The following is a 17400-nucleotide window of genomic DNA, read 5'->3' on the forward strand; positions in this document are numbered from 1 at the left end:
CCGAACGCAGCGGAGCCCTGCGCGCTCGCCGGGCGGGTTGCGGAGGCGGCGGGCGCGGCGCTCACCGGCTGCTCGCTCGAGGGCTTCGTGGCGACCGTGGAGGTGCAGGCGGCGTACGCTGGACTCGCAGCCGTCTCCCGAGCCCGTGCCGGGCCACCCGAGGGACAGTGACGGCCGTGCGACCTCACTCACTGTGAACGACCCCACACAGTGGTGTGTATGGTGTGCTTCGAAGAAAGGACGCACCCTTGGCTGAAGGCAAGAAGCTCGTCATCGTCGAGTCCCCGACGAAGATGCGGTCTATTCAGGGATACCTCGGCGACGGCTATGAGGTACTCAGCTCCGTCGGCCATATCCGCGACCTCGCTGACAAGAAGGACATCCCGGCCGCCGACAAGCAGGCGTACGGGAAGTACTCCATCGACATCGACAACGGGTTCGACCCGTACTACGTCGTCTCCGATCGCAAGACCAAGACGGTCGCCGAACTCAAGCGCGCCCTGAAGAGCGCCGACGAGCTCCTGCTCGCCACTGATGAGGACCGCGAGGGCGAGGCCATCGCCTGGCACCTGCTCGAGACGCTCAAGCCCAAGGTCCCCGTAAAGCGCATGGTGTTCCACGAGATCACCAAGGACGCGATCCAGGCCGCGGTCGGCAACACCCGCGAACTCGATCACGACCTCGTCGACGCGCAGGAGACCCGCCGCATCCTCGATCGTCTGTACGGCTGGGACGTCTCGCCTGTGCTCTGGTACAAGGTCAAGACGGGCATCTCGGCCGGACGCGTGCAGTCCGCCGCCACCCGCCTGATCGTCGACCGGGAGCGCGAGCGCATGGCGTTCACCTCTGCCGAATACTGGGACGTCGATGCCCAGGCGGCCGCGACCGGCACATCCTTCAAGATCCGTCTCGTGCGCGTCGACGGCGGCCAGCTCGCCCGCGGCACCGACTTCGATGATGACGGAAAGCTCAAGAAGGCCGTCGTCATCCTCGACGAGGCCACCGCCGCAGCGCTCGCCGAGGCGGTCGACGCCGTCGGCACCGGAAGCGTCACCAAGGTCGAGGCCAAGCCGGGAACGCGCAGCCCATACGCGCCGTTCACGACCTCCACGATGCAGCAGGAGGCGGGGCGCAAGCTCTCGATGGGAGCCAAGCAGGCGATGGGTGTGGCCCAGCGGCTGTACGAAAAGGGTTACATCACTTATATGCGTACCGACTCCACGTCGCTGAGCACCCAGGCGGTGCAGGCGGCACGGAGCCAGGCGGTCGCGCTGTACGGCGACGCCGCGGTGCCGCTGAAGCCGCGCGTCTACAAGTCCAAGAGCAAGAACGCGCAGGAGGCGCACGAGGCGATCCGCCCCTCCGGTGACAACTTCCGCACGCCGGCCTCCCTGTCGTCGGAACTGGATCGTGACGAGCAGCGCCTCTACGACCTCATCTGGAAGCGCACGGTCGCGAGCCAGATGTCCGACGCGAAGTATGAGACCACCACGGTCACCATCGCCGTCGATGCCGCCGGGAAGAAGGCCGAGTTCACGGCGTCCGGAACCGTGTACACCTTCAAGGGCTTCCTGGAGGCCTACGAAGAGGGGCGCGACGAGAAGCGCGGCGATGCGGATGCCGCCGAGAACCAGTCGCTGCCCGCCGTGGCCGTCGGCGATCAGCTCGCGGTGTCGGATGCCGAGGCGAAGGGGCATCGCACCACGCCGAAGCCGCGCTACACCGAGGCGTCGCTCGTGAAGGTGCTCGAGGAGAAGGGCATCGGCCGTCCCTCGACGTTCGCCTCGATCCCCGAGACCATCCTCGATCGCGGCTACGCGGTCAAGCGCGGACAGGCGCTCGTGCCGACCTGGCTCGCGTTCAGCGTGGTCCGGCTGCTCGAGGAGCACTTCGCCGAGCTGGTCGACTACGACTTCACCGCCGCGCTCGAGGACGACCTCGACACGATCGCCCGCGGCGAGCAGAACCGGGTGGAGTGGCTTAAGTCGTTCTACTTCGGCTCCGACTCGCACACGGGGCTTCGTCAGGTCGTCGACAACCTCGGCGAGATCGACGCGCGGGCCCTCAACTCCACCCGCATCACCGACACGGCCACGCTGCGCTTCGGCAAGTACGGCCCGTACCTCGAGGTCGCCGACCCGGAGAACCCCGACGCCAAACCGCGCATCGTCAACGTGCCGGAAGACCTCGCGCCCGACGAGCTGACCGCCGAGAAGGCACAGGAGCTCATCGACGCCCCCGTCGCGGGCGACCGCGTGCTGGGCGAGAACCCGGAGAACGGCAAGATCGTCGTCGTCAAGGACGGCCGGTTCGGTCCGTACGTGCAGGAGAACGACCCGGTGTCCGAGGACGCCGCGGTCGACGAGGCGACCGGCGAGGTCGTCGAGGCCCCGAAGCCGAAGCGCGGCGCGAAGAAGGAGGCGGCTCCGAAGCCGCGCACCGCATCGCTCTTCCGCTCGATGTCCGTCGACGAAATCGACCTCGACACGGCCCTGAAGCTGCTGAGTCTGCCGCGAGTGGTGGGCGTCGACCCCGAATCCGGTGACGAGATCACGGCGCAGAACGGCCGCTTCGGTCCCTACCTGAAGAAGGGCACCGACTCGCGGTCGCTCGAGAGCGAGTCGCAGATCTTCGACGTCACGCTCGAACAGGCGCTCGAGATCTACTCCCAGCCGAAGTACGGCGCCGGACGCCGTGCGTCCAGCGCACTCGCCGAGTTCGAGGCGGACCCCGTCAGCGGCAAGCCGATCCGCATCCGCGACGGCCGCTTCGGCGCCTACGTGACCGATGGCGAGACGAACGTCACGATCCCGCGCGGCCAGACCGTCGACGACATCACCTTCGAGATCGCGGTGCAGATGCTCGCCGACAAGCGTGCGAAGGGGCCGGCCCCGAAGCGCGGCGCAGCCAAGAAGGCGCCGGCCAAGAAGGCGCCCGCCAAGAAGCCCGCAGCCAAGACCGCGGCGAAGAAGACTCCCGCGAAGAAGACTGCGGCGAAGAAGACCACGGCGGCGACGTCGGCCGCACGCTCGGCGGCGGCGAAGAAGGCCGCGGCCACGCGTGCAGCCAACGCCGCCGCGAAGGCTGCGGAGAAGGCGGGCTCGTGACCCCGGGCCACGGGGTGTGGATCACGCTCGAAGGCGGCGACGGCACGGGCAAGACCACGCAGTCGGACCTTCTCGCGGAGTGGCTCGAAAGCACGGGCCGAACGGTCGTGCGCACGCGGGAACCCGGCGGATCCGAAGTCGGGCAGCTCATCCGCGACATCGTGCTGCATCATCGCGGTGACATCGCGCCGCGCGCCGAGGCGCTGCTGTATGCGGCCGACCGCGCTCATCATGTCTCGACGGTCGTGCGGCCCGCACTCGACCGCGGCGACGTGGTGCTGCAGGACCGCTACCTCGACTCGTCCGTGGCCTACCAGGGCGCCGGCCGCGTGCTCGATGCGGCGGAGATCCGCGACCTGTCCCTGTGGGCGGCCGAAGGTGCGCTGCCCGACCTGACCGTGCTGCTCGACCTCGACCCCGCGGTGGCTCGTACCCGCCTCGACTCCGCCGACAAGCCGTTCGACCGACTGGAAGCAGAACAGGCGGAGTTCCACGGCCGCGTGCGCGATGCGTACCTCGCCCTCGCGGCGGCCGAGCCCGGCAGGTTCCTCGTGCTCGACGCCGCCGCAGCGCCGTCGATGATCGCGGAGCAGATCCGCGCTCGGGTCGCCGCTCTTCTGGGCTGACCCGGTCGAACGACACCCGTGCCGTTCGGCGTCGGTGGTCCCGATTAGGCTGAGTGCATGCCTCCCACCGTTCCTGCTCCTTTCCCGTGGGCGGATGTGTGGGGGCAGGATGCCGCCGTCGACACGCTCCGTGCGGCCGCATCCGATCCGGCTGCGCTCTCGCACGCCTGGTTGATCACGGGTCCGCCCGGATCCGGCCGTTCGACTCTCGCGTACGCGTTCGCGGCGGCGCTGATCGCCGACCACCCCGACGATGAGGCGGTGATGCGCCAGGTCTTCGCGGGCACCCATCCGGATGTCACGGCGCTCCGCACCGACAAGGTCATCATCACGATCGCCGAGGCCCGCGCTCTCGTCGAGCGCTCCTACTTCGCACCCTCCGCCGGTCGATACCGCGTCATCGTGGTCGAAGACGCCGATCGCATGGTCGAACGCACCTCCAACGTGCTGCTGAAAGCCCTCGAGGAGCCGCCCGAGCAGACGGTGTGGATCCTGTGCGCGCCCAGCGAGGCCGATCTGCTGCCGACGATCCGCTCGCGGGTGCGCTCCCTGCGACTGCGTGAGCCGGATGTCGCCGATGTCGCCCGGCTCATCAGCCTGCGCACGGGGGTCGACGAAGCCGTCGCCGAGCAGGCCGCTCGGCACGCGCAGCGCCACATCGGCATGGCGCAGCGACTCGCCACCGATGATGCGGCGCGGCGTCGGCGCGACGAGACCCTTCGCGCGGTCATCGGCGTCCGCGGTGTCGGCGATGCGGTCGACGTGGCGGGGCGGATCATCCAGGCCGCGACCGACGACGCGAAAGCACTGACCGCGGAGCGCGACGCGCAGGAACGGGCTTCGCTCTTGCGCACGATCGGCATCGCCGAGGGGCAGGCCGTACCTCCGGCGCTGCGCACGCAGCTCTCGGCCCTCGAAGACGATCAGAAGAAGCGTGCCACGCGCAGTCTGCGTGACGGGATCGACCGCGTGCTGACCGACATGCAGTCGCTGTTCCGCGACGTCATCATGCTCCAGTTCGGCCGCGGAGACGACCTCATCAACAGCGAGCTGCGCTCCGAGCTGGAGCGCCTGGCATCGGCCTGGCCCGAGGCCCGTACCCTTGTCGTACTTGACCACCTTGCCGAGACGCGGCAGTCGCTGGAGCGCAACGTCGCTCCGCTGCTCGCGCTGGAGAGCTTGCTCGTGACGATCACGAGCGGGAGGAAACCGTGAATCACCGATCGACTTCCCGCTTCCGTCGCGCCGCCGCGGTCATCGCCGGCATCGCCGCGGCATCCGTCGCCCTCTCGGGCTGCCTCTACGCGATGATCCCCGAGCAGTCCTCGCGGCCGGCGACCACCATCGTCCCCGACACCGAGGGTGTCGCCGAAGACCTGCTGCCCTTCTACTCGCAGGAGCTCGAGTGGACGGACTGCGGTCCCGGCTTCGACTGCACCGACGTGACGGCGCCGCTCGACTGGGAGAACCCGGGAGCCGGTGACATCAGCCTGTCGGTGATCCGGCACCGAGCGCAGGGGACCCCCGTCGGCTCCCTGTTGACGAACCCGGGCGGCCCCGGCTCGAGCGGTGTGGAGCTCGTCCAGAGCAGCCTCGACTTCGCCGTCGGGCCCGATCTCATCGAGAACTACGACGTGATCGGCTTCGACCCGCGCGGAGTCGGCGGCTCGACCGCGGTGACCTGCTACGACGCGTCCGAGATGGACGACTACCTCTACGGCATCCCCTCCGCAGCCCGCGGCACCGCCGAGTGGGAGGCCGAGCTGCTCGATGCGCACAAGTCGTTCGCCGAGGCGTGCGAGGCGAACAGTGAAGGCATCCTGCCGCACATCACCACGGTCAACTCCGCCCGCGACATGGACCTGATCCGCGCCGTGCTGGGCGACAAGCAGCTGAACTACCTCGGGTACTCCTACGGCACGTTCCTCGGCGCGACCTACGCCAAGCTGTACCCCGCGAAGGCCGGGCGCCTGGTGCTCGACGGTGCTATCGACCCCGCGGTTCCGGGGCTCGAGGTGGGCGCCACTCAGGCGCTGGGGTTCGAGTCGGCGCTGCGCGCCTACATGCAGAACTGCCTCGACTCGGGAAGCTGTCCGTTCAACGGCACCGTCGATGAGGCGATGGCCGATCTCGGGGCGCTGCTGGCGAGCGTCGATCGCACGCCGCTCGAGAACGGCGACGGACGCATGATGGGAGCGGACTCCCTGCTGACGGCCATCATCGCCGCACTGTACGCCCAGGAGAGTTGGGAGATCCTCACCCAGGCCCTCGACGAGGCGCTTCAGGGCGACCCGACCACCGCATTCCTGCTCGCCGACTTTTACAACAAGCGCGGCGACGACGGGGTCTACGCCGACAATTCCACCGAGGCCTTCCGGGCATACAACTGCATGGACTACCCGGTCGAAGACGACCCGGCCGCCGAAGCCGCGACCGAGGCCAAGATCGCCGAGGGTGCTCCGACGATCGCCCCGTACTGGACCGGACCCGACTCCTGCGAGGTCTGGCCTTACCCGCCGACCGGCACGCGCGGGGAGATCACGGCTGAGGGCGCAGGACCCATCCTCGTGATCGGCACGACGAACGATCCTGCAACGCCGTACGAGTGGTCCGAGTCGCTGGCCGACCAACTCGAAGAAGGCGTCCTCATCACTCGCGTCGGCGAGGGACATACCGGCTACAACAAGGGCAACGTGTGCGTGGACGACGCCGTCGAGGCGTTCCTGCTCGACGATGTGGTGCCCGAAGACGGCCTGCGCTGCGAGTGAAGCGGGCTCGATTCGCGAGCGAGCACGAGACAGGGTAATATCGGTGATCGCGCCGCTCACGCGTCGCACGCCGCTTTAGCTCAGTCGGCAGAGCATTTCACTCGTAATGAAAAGGTCGTCAGTTCGATTCTGACAAGCGGCTCCGAAGGCCCCGTGATGCGAAGAACATCACGGGGCCTTTCCCGTTCCTCCGGCGTACCCTCGAAGCATGAGCAGAGCGCTTCTCATCGTCGATGTCCAGAACGATTTCACCGAAGGCGGGGCCCTCGCGGTCGCGGGCGGTGATGCGGTCGCGGCCGCTGTCACGGGCTTCCTCGCCGCGCATTCCTCCGACTACGCAGTGATCATCGCCTCGCGGGACTGGCATGACGCGGAGGGCGACAACGGCGGGCACTTCGCGGAGACGCCTGACTTCGTCGACTCGTGGCCGGTGCACTGCGTCGCGGGCACCGAAGGCGCGGAGTACGACCCGCTCCTGGGGACGGATGCCGTGACGCACCACGTCCGCAAGGGGCAGGGCAAGCCCGCGTATTCGATGTTCGAGGGACAGACGGAGACGGGGGAGACCGTCGGTGCCCTGCTGACTGCCGCGGGAGTGCTCAGCGCCGATGTGGTCGGCATCGCCACCGACCATTGCGTGCGCGCGTCTGCACTGGATGCGATCGCACACGGCGTCCATGTGCGGATTCTGACCGACCTCATCGCCGGGGTTGCTCCGGAACCGAGCGAAGCGGCCCTCGCCGAACTCGTGCACGCGGGAGCAGAACTGGTCGAGAGCGCCGACGCGTGAGCCGCAGCGTCCTGCTGCTCCGAGCCGTGAACGTCAGTGGGCGCAACAGCGTTCCGATGGTGCGGTTGCGGGAGGTTCTGGCGACCGAGACCGAACTCGCCGACGTGTCGACCTACATCGCGAGCGGCAACATCATCTGCGCGACCCCGAAGAACCCGGATGCCGCATGCGCGGCCGTGCGCGCCGCGATCCAGGAGGAGTTCGGGGTCGACACCCCGGTCATCCATCGCACGCACGCGCAGTTGGTCGCGTCGGAGTCCGCCCAGCCGTTCCCCGAGGGTGACGTGAAGTTCGTGCACGCGATGTTCCTCGAGGGGCCGCCGTCCGACGGAGCGGTCGAGGCGTTGGAGGAGCGGCTCCGGCCCGAGGAGCGTCTCGCACTGATCGGGGACGACCTGTGGATCGACTACGGAAGCGGCGGTGTGCACTCCACCAAACTCACCAAGGCCGTGCTCGATCGGGCACTGGGCGTCGCCGGGACGGCGCGAAACCTCCGCACGACACGGAAACTCATCGAGCTGACGGCGTGATTGCACCGGATGCCGTCGAGCTGGCCCTGCCGTTCACGGGGCGGTGGCTGGTTCAGAACAGTCCCGCATCCCGCGTTCCGAGCCACGGCACGGAATTGTTCGGCACATCGCACGCGATCGACTTCGTGCCTGTCGATCCGGACGGGCGCAGCGCGCCCCGCACACTCGCGAGTCTGATCGGCACGGAGGCTCCGGAGTCATTCGCGGGGTTCGGCCGCCCGATTCTCAGCCCGGTGGAGGGCGAGGTCGTGGCCCTCCACGACGGCGAGATCGACCACGTCGCGCGTCGCTCCCCGCTGTCGCTGATCGGGTACGCGCTCACTCAGTCGTCGCGCATCCGCGGGGGTGCTCCGGCGATCGCCGGCAATCACGTGGTCGTCCGCGTGGGCGGCGGACTCGTGCTTCTCGCCCATCTGCGCAGGGGGAGCATCCGCGTGAGGCAGGGGCAGAACGTGGCGATCGGCGAGCAGCTGGGCGAGTGCGGGAACTCGGGCAACAGCACCGAACCGCACGTGCACGTTCAGGTGTCCGACTCGCTCGGGCGCGAAGCCCGTGGCATTCCGATCCTGTTCGCTCGGCTCGGCGGTGGCCGGTGGGTTCCGCGGAACGGCGAGATCGTCGAAGCCTGAGTCTCAGCCTCGGACCGCGCCCGCCTCCGTACTCAGCGCGGCCGGCGGTGTGTGCGGGTGTGACTGCAGGTCGACGCGGCGTATGCCGCAGTCCCCACACCGCACGTAGAGGACGACGCCCTCACTCGTCGGATGCCGGGACTCGACGACCCAGGAATGCTCGTGCGTCTCTGCCGAGGGTCGGATGCGGGGGATCGGAAGCGTGTTCTGCGGGGTCATGCATCCAGCGTGATGTAATGGTCTTATGCATCTCAACCCTTACGGCGAATACGCGGTGCTGCTGGCTGCTTCGCTGGCCAACGACTGGCCGGCCGATCGTGCCGGGATCGAGGAGCGCACCCTCGAACTGGGCATGACCCAGACCTTCCCGCCGGCCGACGACGACCACGAGCAGGTCAGGGTGGTCATCGACGACTGGCTCGCAATCGTCGATGAGCCCGACCCCGACGCCCGCGCTCTGCTGCTCAACGGCCAGCTCGCGGCCGCGGCCGCTTATCCGCGGCTCACGAACCACGACGGCGAAGGCTGGCACCTGCACTACCGTGACGACGTGCCGTCGCTGCCGTACGTGCTGCGGGCGATCATCAGCCTCGGCACATCGCTCCACCTCGTCACGCGGGGGATGAGCAGGCTCGGGAGGTGCCAGGCGGAGCCGTGCACGAACGTCGTCGCCGACGTGACCCGCAACGGTCGTCAGCGCTTCTGCTCCGTGCGCTGCGCGAACCGCGCCGCCGTCCGGCGCCATCGGGCCCGCGTCTGAGGGATCGAGACTTTCGGCCACACCTCGCGGCCGCGTCCTCTGCCAGGATTGCCGGAAAGACGAGGAGACGATGTGACCGACGTGATCGTGAATGTGGACAACTTCGCCCGCGCGGAGACCGACGCGATGATCAGCCGCATGCTGCAGCTATCCGGAGCGGTGAACGAGATCTATCACGATCGGCAGCTCGCCCCGCTCGAGAACCAGCCCGTGATCCGGCAGAACCGCGACACCCTGTACTCGTTCGCGATCGTCGACATCTCCCGGGGGGCGCGGTTCAGGCTTCCGCCGGTCGGCGACCGGTACGTCTCGGTCATGGTCATCAACCAGGACCACTACATCAATCGAGTGCTGCACGAGTCGGGAACCTACGACCTGACGACGGAGGAGTTCGGCTCCGACTTCGTGGTCGTCGCCGCGCGAACCCTGTTCGATCCGTCCGATCTCGATGACATCGCCGAGGTCCACGCCATCCAGGATGGGATGCACCTCGAAGCCGCGTCGGCGAGGCCTTTCACGTCGTCGGGCTTCGACGCGAACACGCACAAGACGACGCGGGATCTCCTGCTGGCGCTGGCGCGGGGTCTTCCCGGGTACTCGAAGAGCTTCGGGAGCGTCGATCAGGTCGACCCCGTGCACCACCTCCTGGGAACGGCGTCCGGCTGGGGCGGTCTGCCCGACGACGAGGCTCAGTACGTATCCGTGTTTCCGGACCTCCCGCCGGGGCGGTACCGGATCACCCTTCGCGACGTGCCGGCGGACGCGTTCTACTCCGTCAGCGTCTACAACGGCGACGGCTATTTCGAGCCCGGACCTTCGGGTGCCACCAACGTCAACGACGTGTTCGGAGTGAAGGACCCGGATGGGGGTCTGACCGTCTGGCTCGGAGACTTCGACGACGACCGTCCCAACCAGGTCCCTACGCCGGAGGGGTGGAATCTGCTGATCCGTCTGTACCGGCCGCGGCTCGACGAGCTGTCGGGTTGGACTCCGCCCACCGTGGAGCCGGCTGACTGAGAGCCCCGTCAGGCGGTCTGCCCGGAGTGCTTCCCCTCGCCGATCTCCTCGACGAGCTTCGCGTTGAAGGCGGGCAGGTCGTCAGGCGTGCGGCTGGAGACGAGGCCCTCGTCGACCACGACCTCTTCGTCCACCCAGGTCGCCCCGGCGTTGCGGAGATCCGTCGTCAGGCTCGGGTAGCTGGTGAGCGTCCGCCCGTCCACGACCCCTGCCTCGATGAGGATCCAGGCCCCGTGGCAGATCACGCCCACCGGCTTGTGCTGCTCGAAGAAGGCCCGCGCCAGGGCGATCGACGGCTTGTCGAGGCGCAGGTGGTCGGCGTTCACGACGCCGCCGGGCAGTACGAGCGCATCGAACTGGTCGGCCGATGCGTCTGATGCGTGCAGATCGACGGCCTGCTCATGACCGTTCTTCCCGGTGATCGCCGCGCCGTCGGGAGCGATCAGCGTCGCGCTGGCTCCCTCGGCCGTCACCGCGTCCCACGGGCTGGTGAGCTCGCTGTCCTCGAATCCGTCCGTCGCCAGAAATGCCACTCGGTTGCCGGTGAGAGCCATGGTTCGTCGTCCTTTCGTGGAGAGTCGTCCGCGGATCGCGGATGAGTCGACCCTCTCCCGAACGCTTCGAAGTGTGAAGGGGGTGGCCGCGACGTAGAGCCGGTGATACAGGAGAAGCCCTCGTCTCCGGAGCGCTCCCGTCGCATTCCGCTGCTCCGGCAGTAGCATCCAGACATGCGCGTTCGTCCTGCTCTCGTCCTTCTGCCGATGCTCGTTCTGCTCGCGGCCTGCGTCCCCGAGCCGGCGCCGAGCCCGTCGCCGTCGGCATCGGAGACATCCGGCACGGAGTCGCCGACTCCCACGCCGTCGCAGACCGCCACCCCCACGCCGGACCCGACGGAGGCCGCCTCGGAGTTCACCGGGTCCCAGCTCGTGAAACTCTGCACCGAGCGGACGCGCAGCCTCGCGCCGGACGCGACCTACTTCGCCGACATGGCGACCACCGAATGGCTCGGGGAGAAGTCCCTCTGGTTCGTGGTCATCCCCAAGACGCTGGACGACCAGGACACCGTCGCGGTGTGCGCGATCGGCGGCACCCCGAAAGCCCCGACATTCGAACTCGAAGGCGAGTCCCTGCCCAGTGGGGTGGCCGACATCCGCGAGGAACTGCTGGCGGGCACACACGACGGCGAATCCTGAGAGGGATGCCGAGGTGCGGCCTTCACGGTGGGCCCCGTGGGGCTCGAACCCACGACCCGCGGATTAAAAGTCCGATGCTCTGCCAACTGAGCTAGAGGCCCCTCCCCAAAGTCTAGTGCGCACGACGAGGGGCCGTCGGCGACAGAACGTCGCCGACGGCCCCTTTTCCTTCCCGGGTGGCTCCCCCTACCCCGGGAAGGTCGTCGGCCGGGTCCTCCTCCCGGCCATCCCGTGCTTAGGAAGCCGGGGGCATCAGGACCGTGTCGATCAGGTACACGGTCGCGTTCGCGGTCTGGACTCCACCGCAGACGACCTTGGCGTCGTTGACCATCCACTCGTCGCCGCTGCCGGTGACCTCGAGGTCGGCACCCTGGACCGTCGTGTGCATGCCCTCGATGTCGGCCGGCTCGATCTGGCCGGGGACCACGTGGTAGGTCAGGATCGAGCTCAGCGTCTCGCTGTCGGTCTTAAGTGCCTCGATCGTGGCGGGGTCGATCTTCGCGAAAGCGTCATCCACCGGTGCGAACACGGTGAACTCGTCTCCGTTGAGCGTGTCGACGAGGTTCACATCGGGGTTGAGCTGTCCGCTCACTGCGGCGACCAGGGTGGTCAGCATCGGGTTGTTGGATGCGGCGACGGCGACCGGGTCCTGGGACATGCCCTGGATCGAGCCTGCGCCCTCCGGAACGGCTTCCGCGTAGGCGGCGCAACCGGGTCCGACCAGGTTCGCGGCCGGGTCCATCTCCTCCATCGGCGTCGACTCCGACGTCTCCGGAGTCTTGGGCTCGGTGGACTCCTCCGTGGTGCTGCCGCTGCCCATCGAACAGGCGGAGAGCAGGAACGCGCTCGCCAGGCCGAGGGTGATGGCTGCGGTGACCTTCTTCTTGGTGCTGAACATGTCGAGCTCCTTCAGAACTGAGCCACGGCCTCTCCGTGGCGTCGAGGGCTGTTCGGAGCACCTTCGAGATCGGATGGGAGAAATCTCAGAAATCTCTCAGATCGACGGAATCCAATCCGTTGTCGTCCCCGGAGCGAACAGCTCCCGACAGAAGTGGGGACCTCATGGACCTGATCATCATCGGCCTGCTCGGCGGGCTCATCACCGGCATCTCGCCGTGCATCCTGCCCGTGCTGCCCGTGATCTTCCTCACCGGGGGCGCGCAGTCGGCGCGCTATGAAGACGAGGTGGTGCCCGCCAAGCGGAGCCGCCCCTACTTCGTGATCGCCGGACTGGTGCTGAGCTTCACGCTCGTCACGCTCGGCGGCTCCCTGCTGCTCGGTCTGCTGAACCTGCCGCAGGACATCATCCGCTGGGTCGGCATCGCGGTGCTGATCATCATCGGCGTCGGGCTCATCGTGCCGAGGTTCCAGCACATCCTCGAGCGGCCGTTTCAGCGGTTCGGCCAGCGCGAGGTGAAGAACCGGGGGAGTGGCTTCGGCGTCGGCCTCGCGCTCGGTGCCGTGTTCGTGCCGTGCGCCGGCCCCGTGCTCGCCGCCATCATCGTCGCGGGCTCCACCGGACAGATCGGCATCGGCACCGTGCTCCTCACCGTGTCGTTCTCGATCGGGGTGGCTGTGCCGCTGCTGATCTTCGCGCTCGCCGGTCGCAGCGTCGTCGAGCGCATCCGCTCGTTCCGCTCGAAGGAGCGCGGACTGCGCATCGCCGCGGGTGTCGCGATGATCGCGCTGGCCGTCGGCCTCGTGTTCAACGTGCCCCAGGCCCTGCAGCGTCTGCTCCCGGACTACACCGCGCCCCTGCAGGAGCAGATCGCCGACTCCGACCAGGTGAAGGACGCCCTCGATCTCGGCGGACTCGTCAACGACGAGAACAAAGACCTCGACAAGTGCACCAACGGCGCGGAAGAGCTGGAATCGTGCGGCACGGCCCCGTCGATCAAGGGCATCCAGGAGTGGCAGAACACGCCGAACGGCGAAGCTCTCGACCTGAAGGATCTGCGCGGTCAGGTGGTGCTGATCGACTTCTGGGCGTACTCGTGCATCAACTGCCAGCGCTCCCTCCCGCACGTCGTGGCCTGGGATGAGACATACCGCGATGCGGGTCTCCAGGTGATCGGCATCCACTCTCCGGAGTACGCCTTCGAGAAGGATCCGGGCAACGTGGCAGCCGGTGCCCGCGACTTCGGCATCGAGTACCCCGTCGCCCTCGACAACAACCTGTCGACATGGACGAACTACCGCAACCGCTACTGGCCCGCCCACTACCTGATCGATGCGGAGGGAACCGTGCGTCACATCTCGTTCGGCGAGGGCAACTACGCCGCGACCGAGTCGATGATCCGGGAGCTGCTGAAGGACGCGGATCCCTCCGTGGACCTGCCCGCCGCGACGGACGTCGAGGATGACACGCCGGATGTGGGGTCGACGACGAGGGAGACCTTCCTCGGCTCGTCGAAAGACGTGAACTACGGCGGCGACGGCGACTACCGCGCCGGGACAAATGCGTACACGATCCCGAAGGATCAGCCGGCCGACAGCTTCGCGCTCGACGGCGACTGGACGATCGAGACGCAGTTCGCGACGCCCGAGGGCGACGACGGCCGGATCAGCCTCGAGTATCACGCCGCCGAGGTGCGGGTCGTGGTCGCCGGGACGGGAGACATCGAGCTCCGCCGCGACGACGGCTCGACGGAGACCATCGCGGTCGACGGGACTCCACGCTCCTACGAGCTGCTGAAGCAGGACGACATCGACGAAGGCACCCTCACGCTCGACGTGCCGCCGGGGATCCAGGTCTATTCCTTCACATTCGGGTGACGTCTGCGCGGGTAAGGAGAGGAGATGCGGCATGCTTGTGGAGATGGTCATCGACGGAATGGACGTCCCGGAGGACGGTGCGACGCAGGATGCCGTCGGCGACCTCCTCGTGCGCGTCGCCGACGGTGATCAGGCTGCGTTCGCGGCGCTCTACGACGCCCTCTCCTCCCGTGCCTTCGGGCTGATCCTCCGCGTGCTGGTGAACCGGGCTCAGAGCGAGGAGGTCCTGCAGGAGGTCTTCCTGGAGATCTGGCAATCCGCTTCCCGCTTCGCTCCGAACAGAGGTCAAGGACGAACGTGGGTCATGACGATCGCACATCGTCGGGCCGTCGACCGGGTGCGGGCATCGCAGTCGAGCGCCGACCGCGATGTGCGGGCCGGGTTCAAGGACATCGGAGTGGCACACGACAGCGTGGCAGAGCAGGTGGAGTTGGGGATCGAAGGCGAGAAGGTCGTCGACGCTCTCTCGGGGCTTCCTGAGGTGCAGCGCGAGGCACTCGTCCTCGCCTACTACGGCGGTTACAGTCAGAACGAGATCGCGGCCCTGGTGGGCGCGCCGCTGGGGACGATAAAGACACGGATGCGAGACGGGCTGACCCGTCTGCGCACGGCGATGGGGGTGACGGCATGAACGAGAACGAATTCGCAGAGCTCGCGGCAGGTGCCGCCCTGCACGCGCTTTCGGCAGAAGACGAGCGCCGTTTCCGTGATGCGCTCGCGGCACACCCCGAGTGGCAGACCATCGTCGAGGCGGATGCCGCTGCGGCCGGTCTGCTCGCCGAGACGGCCGCGACGGTCGATCCACCCGCGAGCATCCGATCGGCTCTGCTCGCCCAGATCGCCACGACGCCGCAGGGGAGCGCACCGTACGCAGACGAGCCGCGTGCGGCCGCTCCTGCACCGGAACCCGCGTCCGCGGCCGCACCCGCGGCCGCACCCGCGGCCGAGAGTCGTGCAGCGGAAGAGACCGCCGCCGAGGTTCCGACGCGGAAGCCGCACCGTTGGGGTCGCGCGGTCTTCGCGTTGGCTGCATGCCTCGCGGTCCTCGTCGGTGTCGGCGTCGGCGCGGTCGCCCTGAACCAGCAGCTCAACCGCCCCGCGAGCGTGGTCGCCCTGCAGGAGATCGAAGCGGCCGGAGACGCCGAGCAGGCGACGGTCGAGCTCGATGACGGCGGGACGGCGACGGCGCACTGGTCGGGCTCGGTCGGAAAGGCCGTGCTCGTGGCCGACGGGCTCCCGAGTCCGGGGGAGGGCGAGACCTACGAACTCTGGTTCGTGCGCGGTGACGCTCCCGTCTCGGCAGGCGTGTTCGATGTCGACGGCGGAGATGCGACCGCCCTGCTCGACGGCGACATGCAGGCGGGCGATGCGATCGCGGTCACGGTCGAGCAGGCCGGCGGATCGCCGACCGGGCAGCCGACGTCCGACCCGGTGATCGTCATCCCCACGGCCTGAACGCCGCTGATCGCGCGTACCCTGGAGGGATGCCCGAGCAGCACCACCGCCCTGTGCGTCGACCGACCTCCTCCTTCGACAACATCGTCGGCGCGCACGATCCCGCCGAGGAGACCCGGGTCGCGCACGCCACGGCATCCGCTCTGCTGACCCGCGTGCGCGCGGACGAGAGCGGCGCCAGCGCGGAGCGGCTCGTCGCGTTCACCTCCGAGCACGGCATCGATGAGATCGCGGAGCTCTGGTCCAAGGCGCCGTCTCGCACGCTTCCCGGCGCTCTGTGGCGCCTGTACGTGCTGCAACTGGCGATCCACGCCGACTCCCGCACAGCGGCGCTGCTGTACGACCGCGGGCGGGTGGAGCTGGCTTCGGCCGACGTCGTGATCGCCGGAGCCCCGGTGCCGGCGAGCCCGGACGAGCTCGTCGCGCTCATCGACACGATTCTGCGCGGGGCGTTCCGCGGTGACTTCGCCGTCGCTCTCGACCGGGCCGCCGCGTTCTGTCGCGTGCAGGCCTCGGGGGCGACCCACACCGCCGATGACTACGAGCCGACCGAACCGGCGCGGGCCAGCGAGCTGACGGCGCGAGCGCTCCGACTCAGCAGCTACGCGCAGGATCTGGCGGCCGCCGCCGTGCTGTGGCGCACGGGCGCACTGAGCTGAGACCGGCATCTGCTCGGCCGGGCAGAAAGCAACCGGGCAAGAAAAGACCGGGCCGCAAAAACGCCTCTCGGCGGAAGGCCGCTCGTAGCGGCGAAAAATGGAGCCCGGGGTTATGCGGCCCGGCCGTTCAATTGTAACGCGATGCGGCCATGGGTATTCCCGCCCTCTAGGCTCGGATCATGACCGGGCGTTTCGCACTCATGATCGATCCCGTGGCCGCCGAAGAGCCGCGCTCCGACTATGCCGACACGTTCACCCAGGTGGATGCCGCCGCTCCCGCGCTCAGTGTGGGGGAGCTGAGCACGCAGCGCGGTGACGGCGTGTTCGAGTCGATCGGTGTGGTCGACGGCCACGCGCAGGAGGTCGTCCCGCACCTCGAGCGTCTCGCGCACTCGGCACGCCTGTGCGACCTGCCGGGGCCGAACCTCGCGCAATGGCGCCAGGCCATCGACCGAGCGGCCGCTCAGCTCGGCGCGGGAGAATCGGTGATCAAGCTCATCCTCAGCCGGGGCGTCGAGCACGGGCCCACACCGACGGCATGGGTGACGGCGGCGCCGGCATCCGATTTCTCCGCTGTGCGCGAGAACGGCGTGCGCGTTGTCACCCTCGACCGCGGGTACGACCTGGGCGCGGCCGAGCGGGCGCCGTGGCTGCTGCTGGGAGCGAAGACGCTGTCGTACGCGGTGAACATGGCTGCACTGCGGGAGGCCCGACGGCGCGGCGCGGATGATGCGATCTTCCTGTCGAGCGACGGCTTCGTGCTGGAGGCGCCGACGGCTTCGTTGATCCTCCGCTTCGGCGATCGATTCGTCACGCCCGCTCCCAACGGTGGCATCCTGCACGGCACGACGCAGCTCAGCGTGTACGAGCATCTCGCCGACCAGGGCTTCGAGGTCGGATACGACCGCATCCCGGCGACGGATCTGGCCACGGCGGATGCCGCGTGGCTCGTGTCGAGCGTCCGCCTCGCCGCGGCCATCACCGCCGTCGACGGCGAGACCCTCCCGGTCGACCACGCCCTCACCGCCGACCTGAACCGCTACCTCCTCTCCCCGCGCGACTGACCCCGGTCCCCCCCACCCCTCCGCCCC

The 17400-nt window shown here is 68.5% G+C and carries 18 protein-coding genes and 2 tRNA genes; 16 read left to right on the forward strand and 4 right to left on the reverse strand.

The window, feature by feature from the left end:
- Window positions 1-248 precede the first annotated feature (248 nt).
- The 8 genes from topA (at window position 249) to DW298_RS00635 (ending at window position 8450) form a co-directional block, all read left to right on the forward strand.
- Window positions 249-3107: a type I DNA topoisomerase gene (gene topA, locus DW298_RS00600; protein ID WP_136040564.1), complete on the forward strand. Its 2859-nt coding sequence runs from the start codon at window positions 249-251 to the stop codon at window positions 3105-3107.
- Entirely contained in the window at window positions 3104-3733 is a 630-nt protein-coding gene (gene tmk / locus DW298_RS00605; RefSeq protein ID WP_136040565.1) for a dTMP kinase, read from the forward strand. The genes topA and tmk overlap by 4 nt, the downstream gene beginning before the upstream one ends.
- Window positions 3734-3790: 57 nt before the next feature.
- On the forward strand, window positions 3791-4948 hold the full coding sequence (locus DW298_RS00610; RefSeq protein WP_136040566.1) for a DNA polymerase III subunit delta': 1158 nt from the start codon (window positions 3791-3793) through the stop codon (window positions 4946-4948).
- On the forward strand, window positions 4945-6501 hold the full coding sequence (locus DW298_RS00615) for an alpha/beta hydrolase (RefSeq protein ID WP_136040567.1): 1557 nt from the start codon (window positions 4945-4947) through the stop codon (window positions 6499-6501). The genes DW298_RS00610 and DW298_RS00615 overlap by 4 nt, the downstream gene beginning before the upstream one ends.
- 69 nt (window positions 6502-6570) lie before the next feature.
- Window positions 6571-6643 (forward strand) — tRNA-Thr (locus DW298_RS00620).
- Between the two features lie 66 nt (window positions 6644-6709).
- Window positions 6710-7291 (forward strand): isochorismatase family protein, encoded by a 582-nt coding sequence (locus DW298_RS00625; RefSeq protein ID WP_136040568.1) that lies wholly within the window; start codon window positions 6710-6712, stop codon window positions 7289-7291.
- On the forward strand, window positions 7288-7821 hold the full coding sequence (locus DW298_RS00630; RefSeq protein WP_136040569.1) for a DUF1697 domain-containing protein: 534 nt from the start codon (window positions 7288-7290) through the stop codon (window positions 7819-7821). The genes DW298_RS00625 and DW298_RS00630 overlap by 4 nt, the downstream gene beginning before the upstream one ends.
- A complete protein-coding gene (locus DW298_RS00635) occupies window positions 7818-8450 on the forward strand; it encodes a M23 family metallopeptidase (protein WP_136040570.1) in 633 nt (210 codons plus the stop codon). Before DW298_RS00630 ends, DW298_RS00635 begins: the two co-directional genes overlap by 4 nt.
- Before the next feature lie 3 nt (window positions 8451-8453).
- Here DW298_RS00635 and DW298_RS00640 read toward each other — a convergent pair whose 3' ends face one another.
- A complete protein-coding gene (locus tag DW298_RS00640) occupies window positions 8454-8669 on the reverse strand; it encodes a hypothetical protein (protein WP_136040571.1) in 216 nt (71 codons plus the stop codon).
- A 25-nt stretch (window positions 8670-8694) separates the two neighbouring features.
- Between DW298_RS00640 and DW298_RS00645 the strand changes: the two genes are divergently transcribed.
- Both DW298_RS00645 and DW298_RS00650 read left to right on the forward strand, forming a co-directional pair.
- Complete coding sequence (locus tag DW298_RS00645; protein ID WP_136040572.1) at window positions 8695-9210, forward strand: CGNR zinc finger domain-containing protein; 516 nt, start codon at window positions 8695-8697, stop codon at window positions 9208-9210.
- Between the two features lie 72 nt (window positions 9211-9282).
- Window positions 9283-10227 (forward strand): DUF1254 domain-containing protein, encoded by a 945-nt coding sequence (locus tag DW298_RS00650; RefSeq protein ID WP_136040573.1) that lies wholly within the window; start codon window positions 9283-9285, stop codon window positions 10225-10227.
- 8 nt (window positions 10228-10235) lie between these two features.
- Here the strand turns inward: DW298_RS00650 and DW298_RS00655 are convergent, their stop codons facing one another.
- Entirely contained in the window at window positions 10236-10781 is a 546-nt protein-coding gene (locus tag DW298_RS00655; protein WP_136040574.1) for a type 1 glutamine amidotransferase domain-containing protein, read from the reverse strand.
- Window positions 10782-10955: 174 nt separating this feature from the next.
- Here DW298_RS00655 and DW298_RS00660 point away from each other — a divergent pair, with 174 nt between their 5' ends.
- A complete protein-coding gene (locus tag DW298_RS00660; RefSeq protein WP_136040575.1) occupies window positions 10956-11420 on the forward strand; it encodes a hypothetical protein in 465 nt (154 codons plus the stop codon).
- Between the two features lie 28 nt (window positions 11421-11448).
- Here the strand turns inward: DW298_RS00660 and DW298_RS00665 are convergent.
- Together DW298_RS00665 and DW298_RS00670 are read right to left on the reverse strand one after the other, a co-directional pair.
- Window positions 11449-11521 (reverse strand) — tRNA-Lys (locus DW298_RS00665).
- Between the two features lie 134 nt (window positions 11522-11655).
- The gene (locus tag DW298_RS00670; protein ID WP_136040576.1) at window positions 11656-12318 is read right to left on the reverse strand and encodes a fasciclin domain-containing protein; all 663 of its coding nucleotides are present in this window, start codon (window positions 12316-12318) and stop codon (window positions 11656-11658) included.
- Between the two features lie 164 nt (window positions 12319-12482).
- On the opposite strand from DW298_RS00670, the gene DW298_RS00675 reads away from it, so the two are divergent.
- The 5 genes from DW298_RS00675 (at window position 12483) to DW298_RS00695 (ending at window position 17373) form a co-directional block, all read left to right on the forward strand.
- Window positions 12483-14195 carry a cytochrome c biogenesis protein DipZ gene (locus DW298_RS00675; protein WP_136040577.1) on the forward strand — a complete coding sequence of 571 codons (1713 nt, stop codon included), beginning with the start codon at window positions 12483-12485 and terminating at the stop codon, window positions 14193-14195.
- A 31-nt stretch (window positions 14196-14226) separates the two neighbouring features.
- Window positions 14227-14826, forward strand: coding sequence for an ECF RNA polymerase sigma factor SigK (gene sigK / locus DW298_RS00680; protein ID WP_029262786.1), 600 nt, complete (start codon window positions 14227-14229; stop codon window positions 14824-14826).
- Window positions 14823-15650: an anti-sigma factor gene (locus DW298_RS00685; protein ID WP_136040578.1), complete on the forward strand. Its 828-nt coding sequence runs from the start codon at window positions 14823-14825 to the stop codon at window positions 15648-15650. The genes sigK and DW298_RS00685 overlap by 4 nt, the downstream gene beginning before the upstream one ends.
- A 29-nt stretch (window positions 15651-15679) precedes the next feature.
- Complete coding sequence (locus DW298_RS00690; protein WP_136040579.1) at window positions 15680-16309, forward strand: DNA-directed RNA polymerase subunit beta; 630 nt, start codon at window positions 15680-15682, stop codon at window positions 16307-16309.
- Between the two features lie 179 nt (window positions 16310-16488).
- Complete coding sequence (locus tag DW298_RS00695; RefSeq protein WP_136040580.1) at window positions 16489-17373, forward strand: aminodeoxychorismate lyase; 885 nt, start codon at window positions 16489-16491, stop codon at window positions 17371-17373.
- Window positions 17374-17400 lie beyond the last annotated feature (27 nt).

Origin of the sequence: Microbacterium sp. A20 (assembly GCF_004794515.1) — a bacterium.
Taxonomy (GTDB): Bacteria; Actinomycetota; Actinomycetes; order Actinomycetales; family Microbacteriaceae; genus Microbacterium.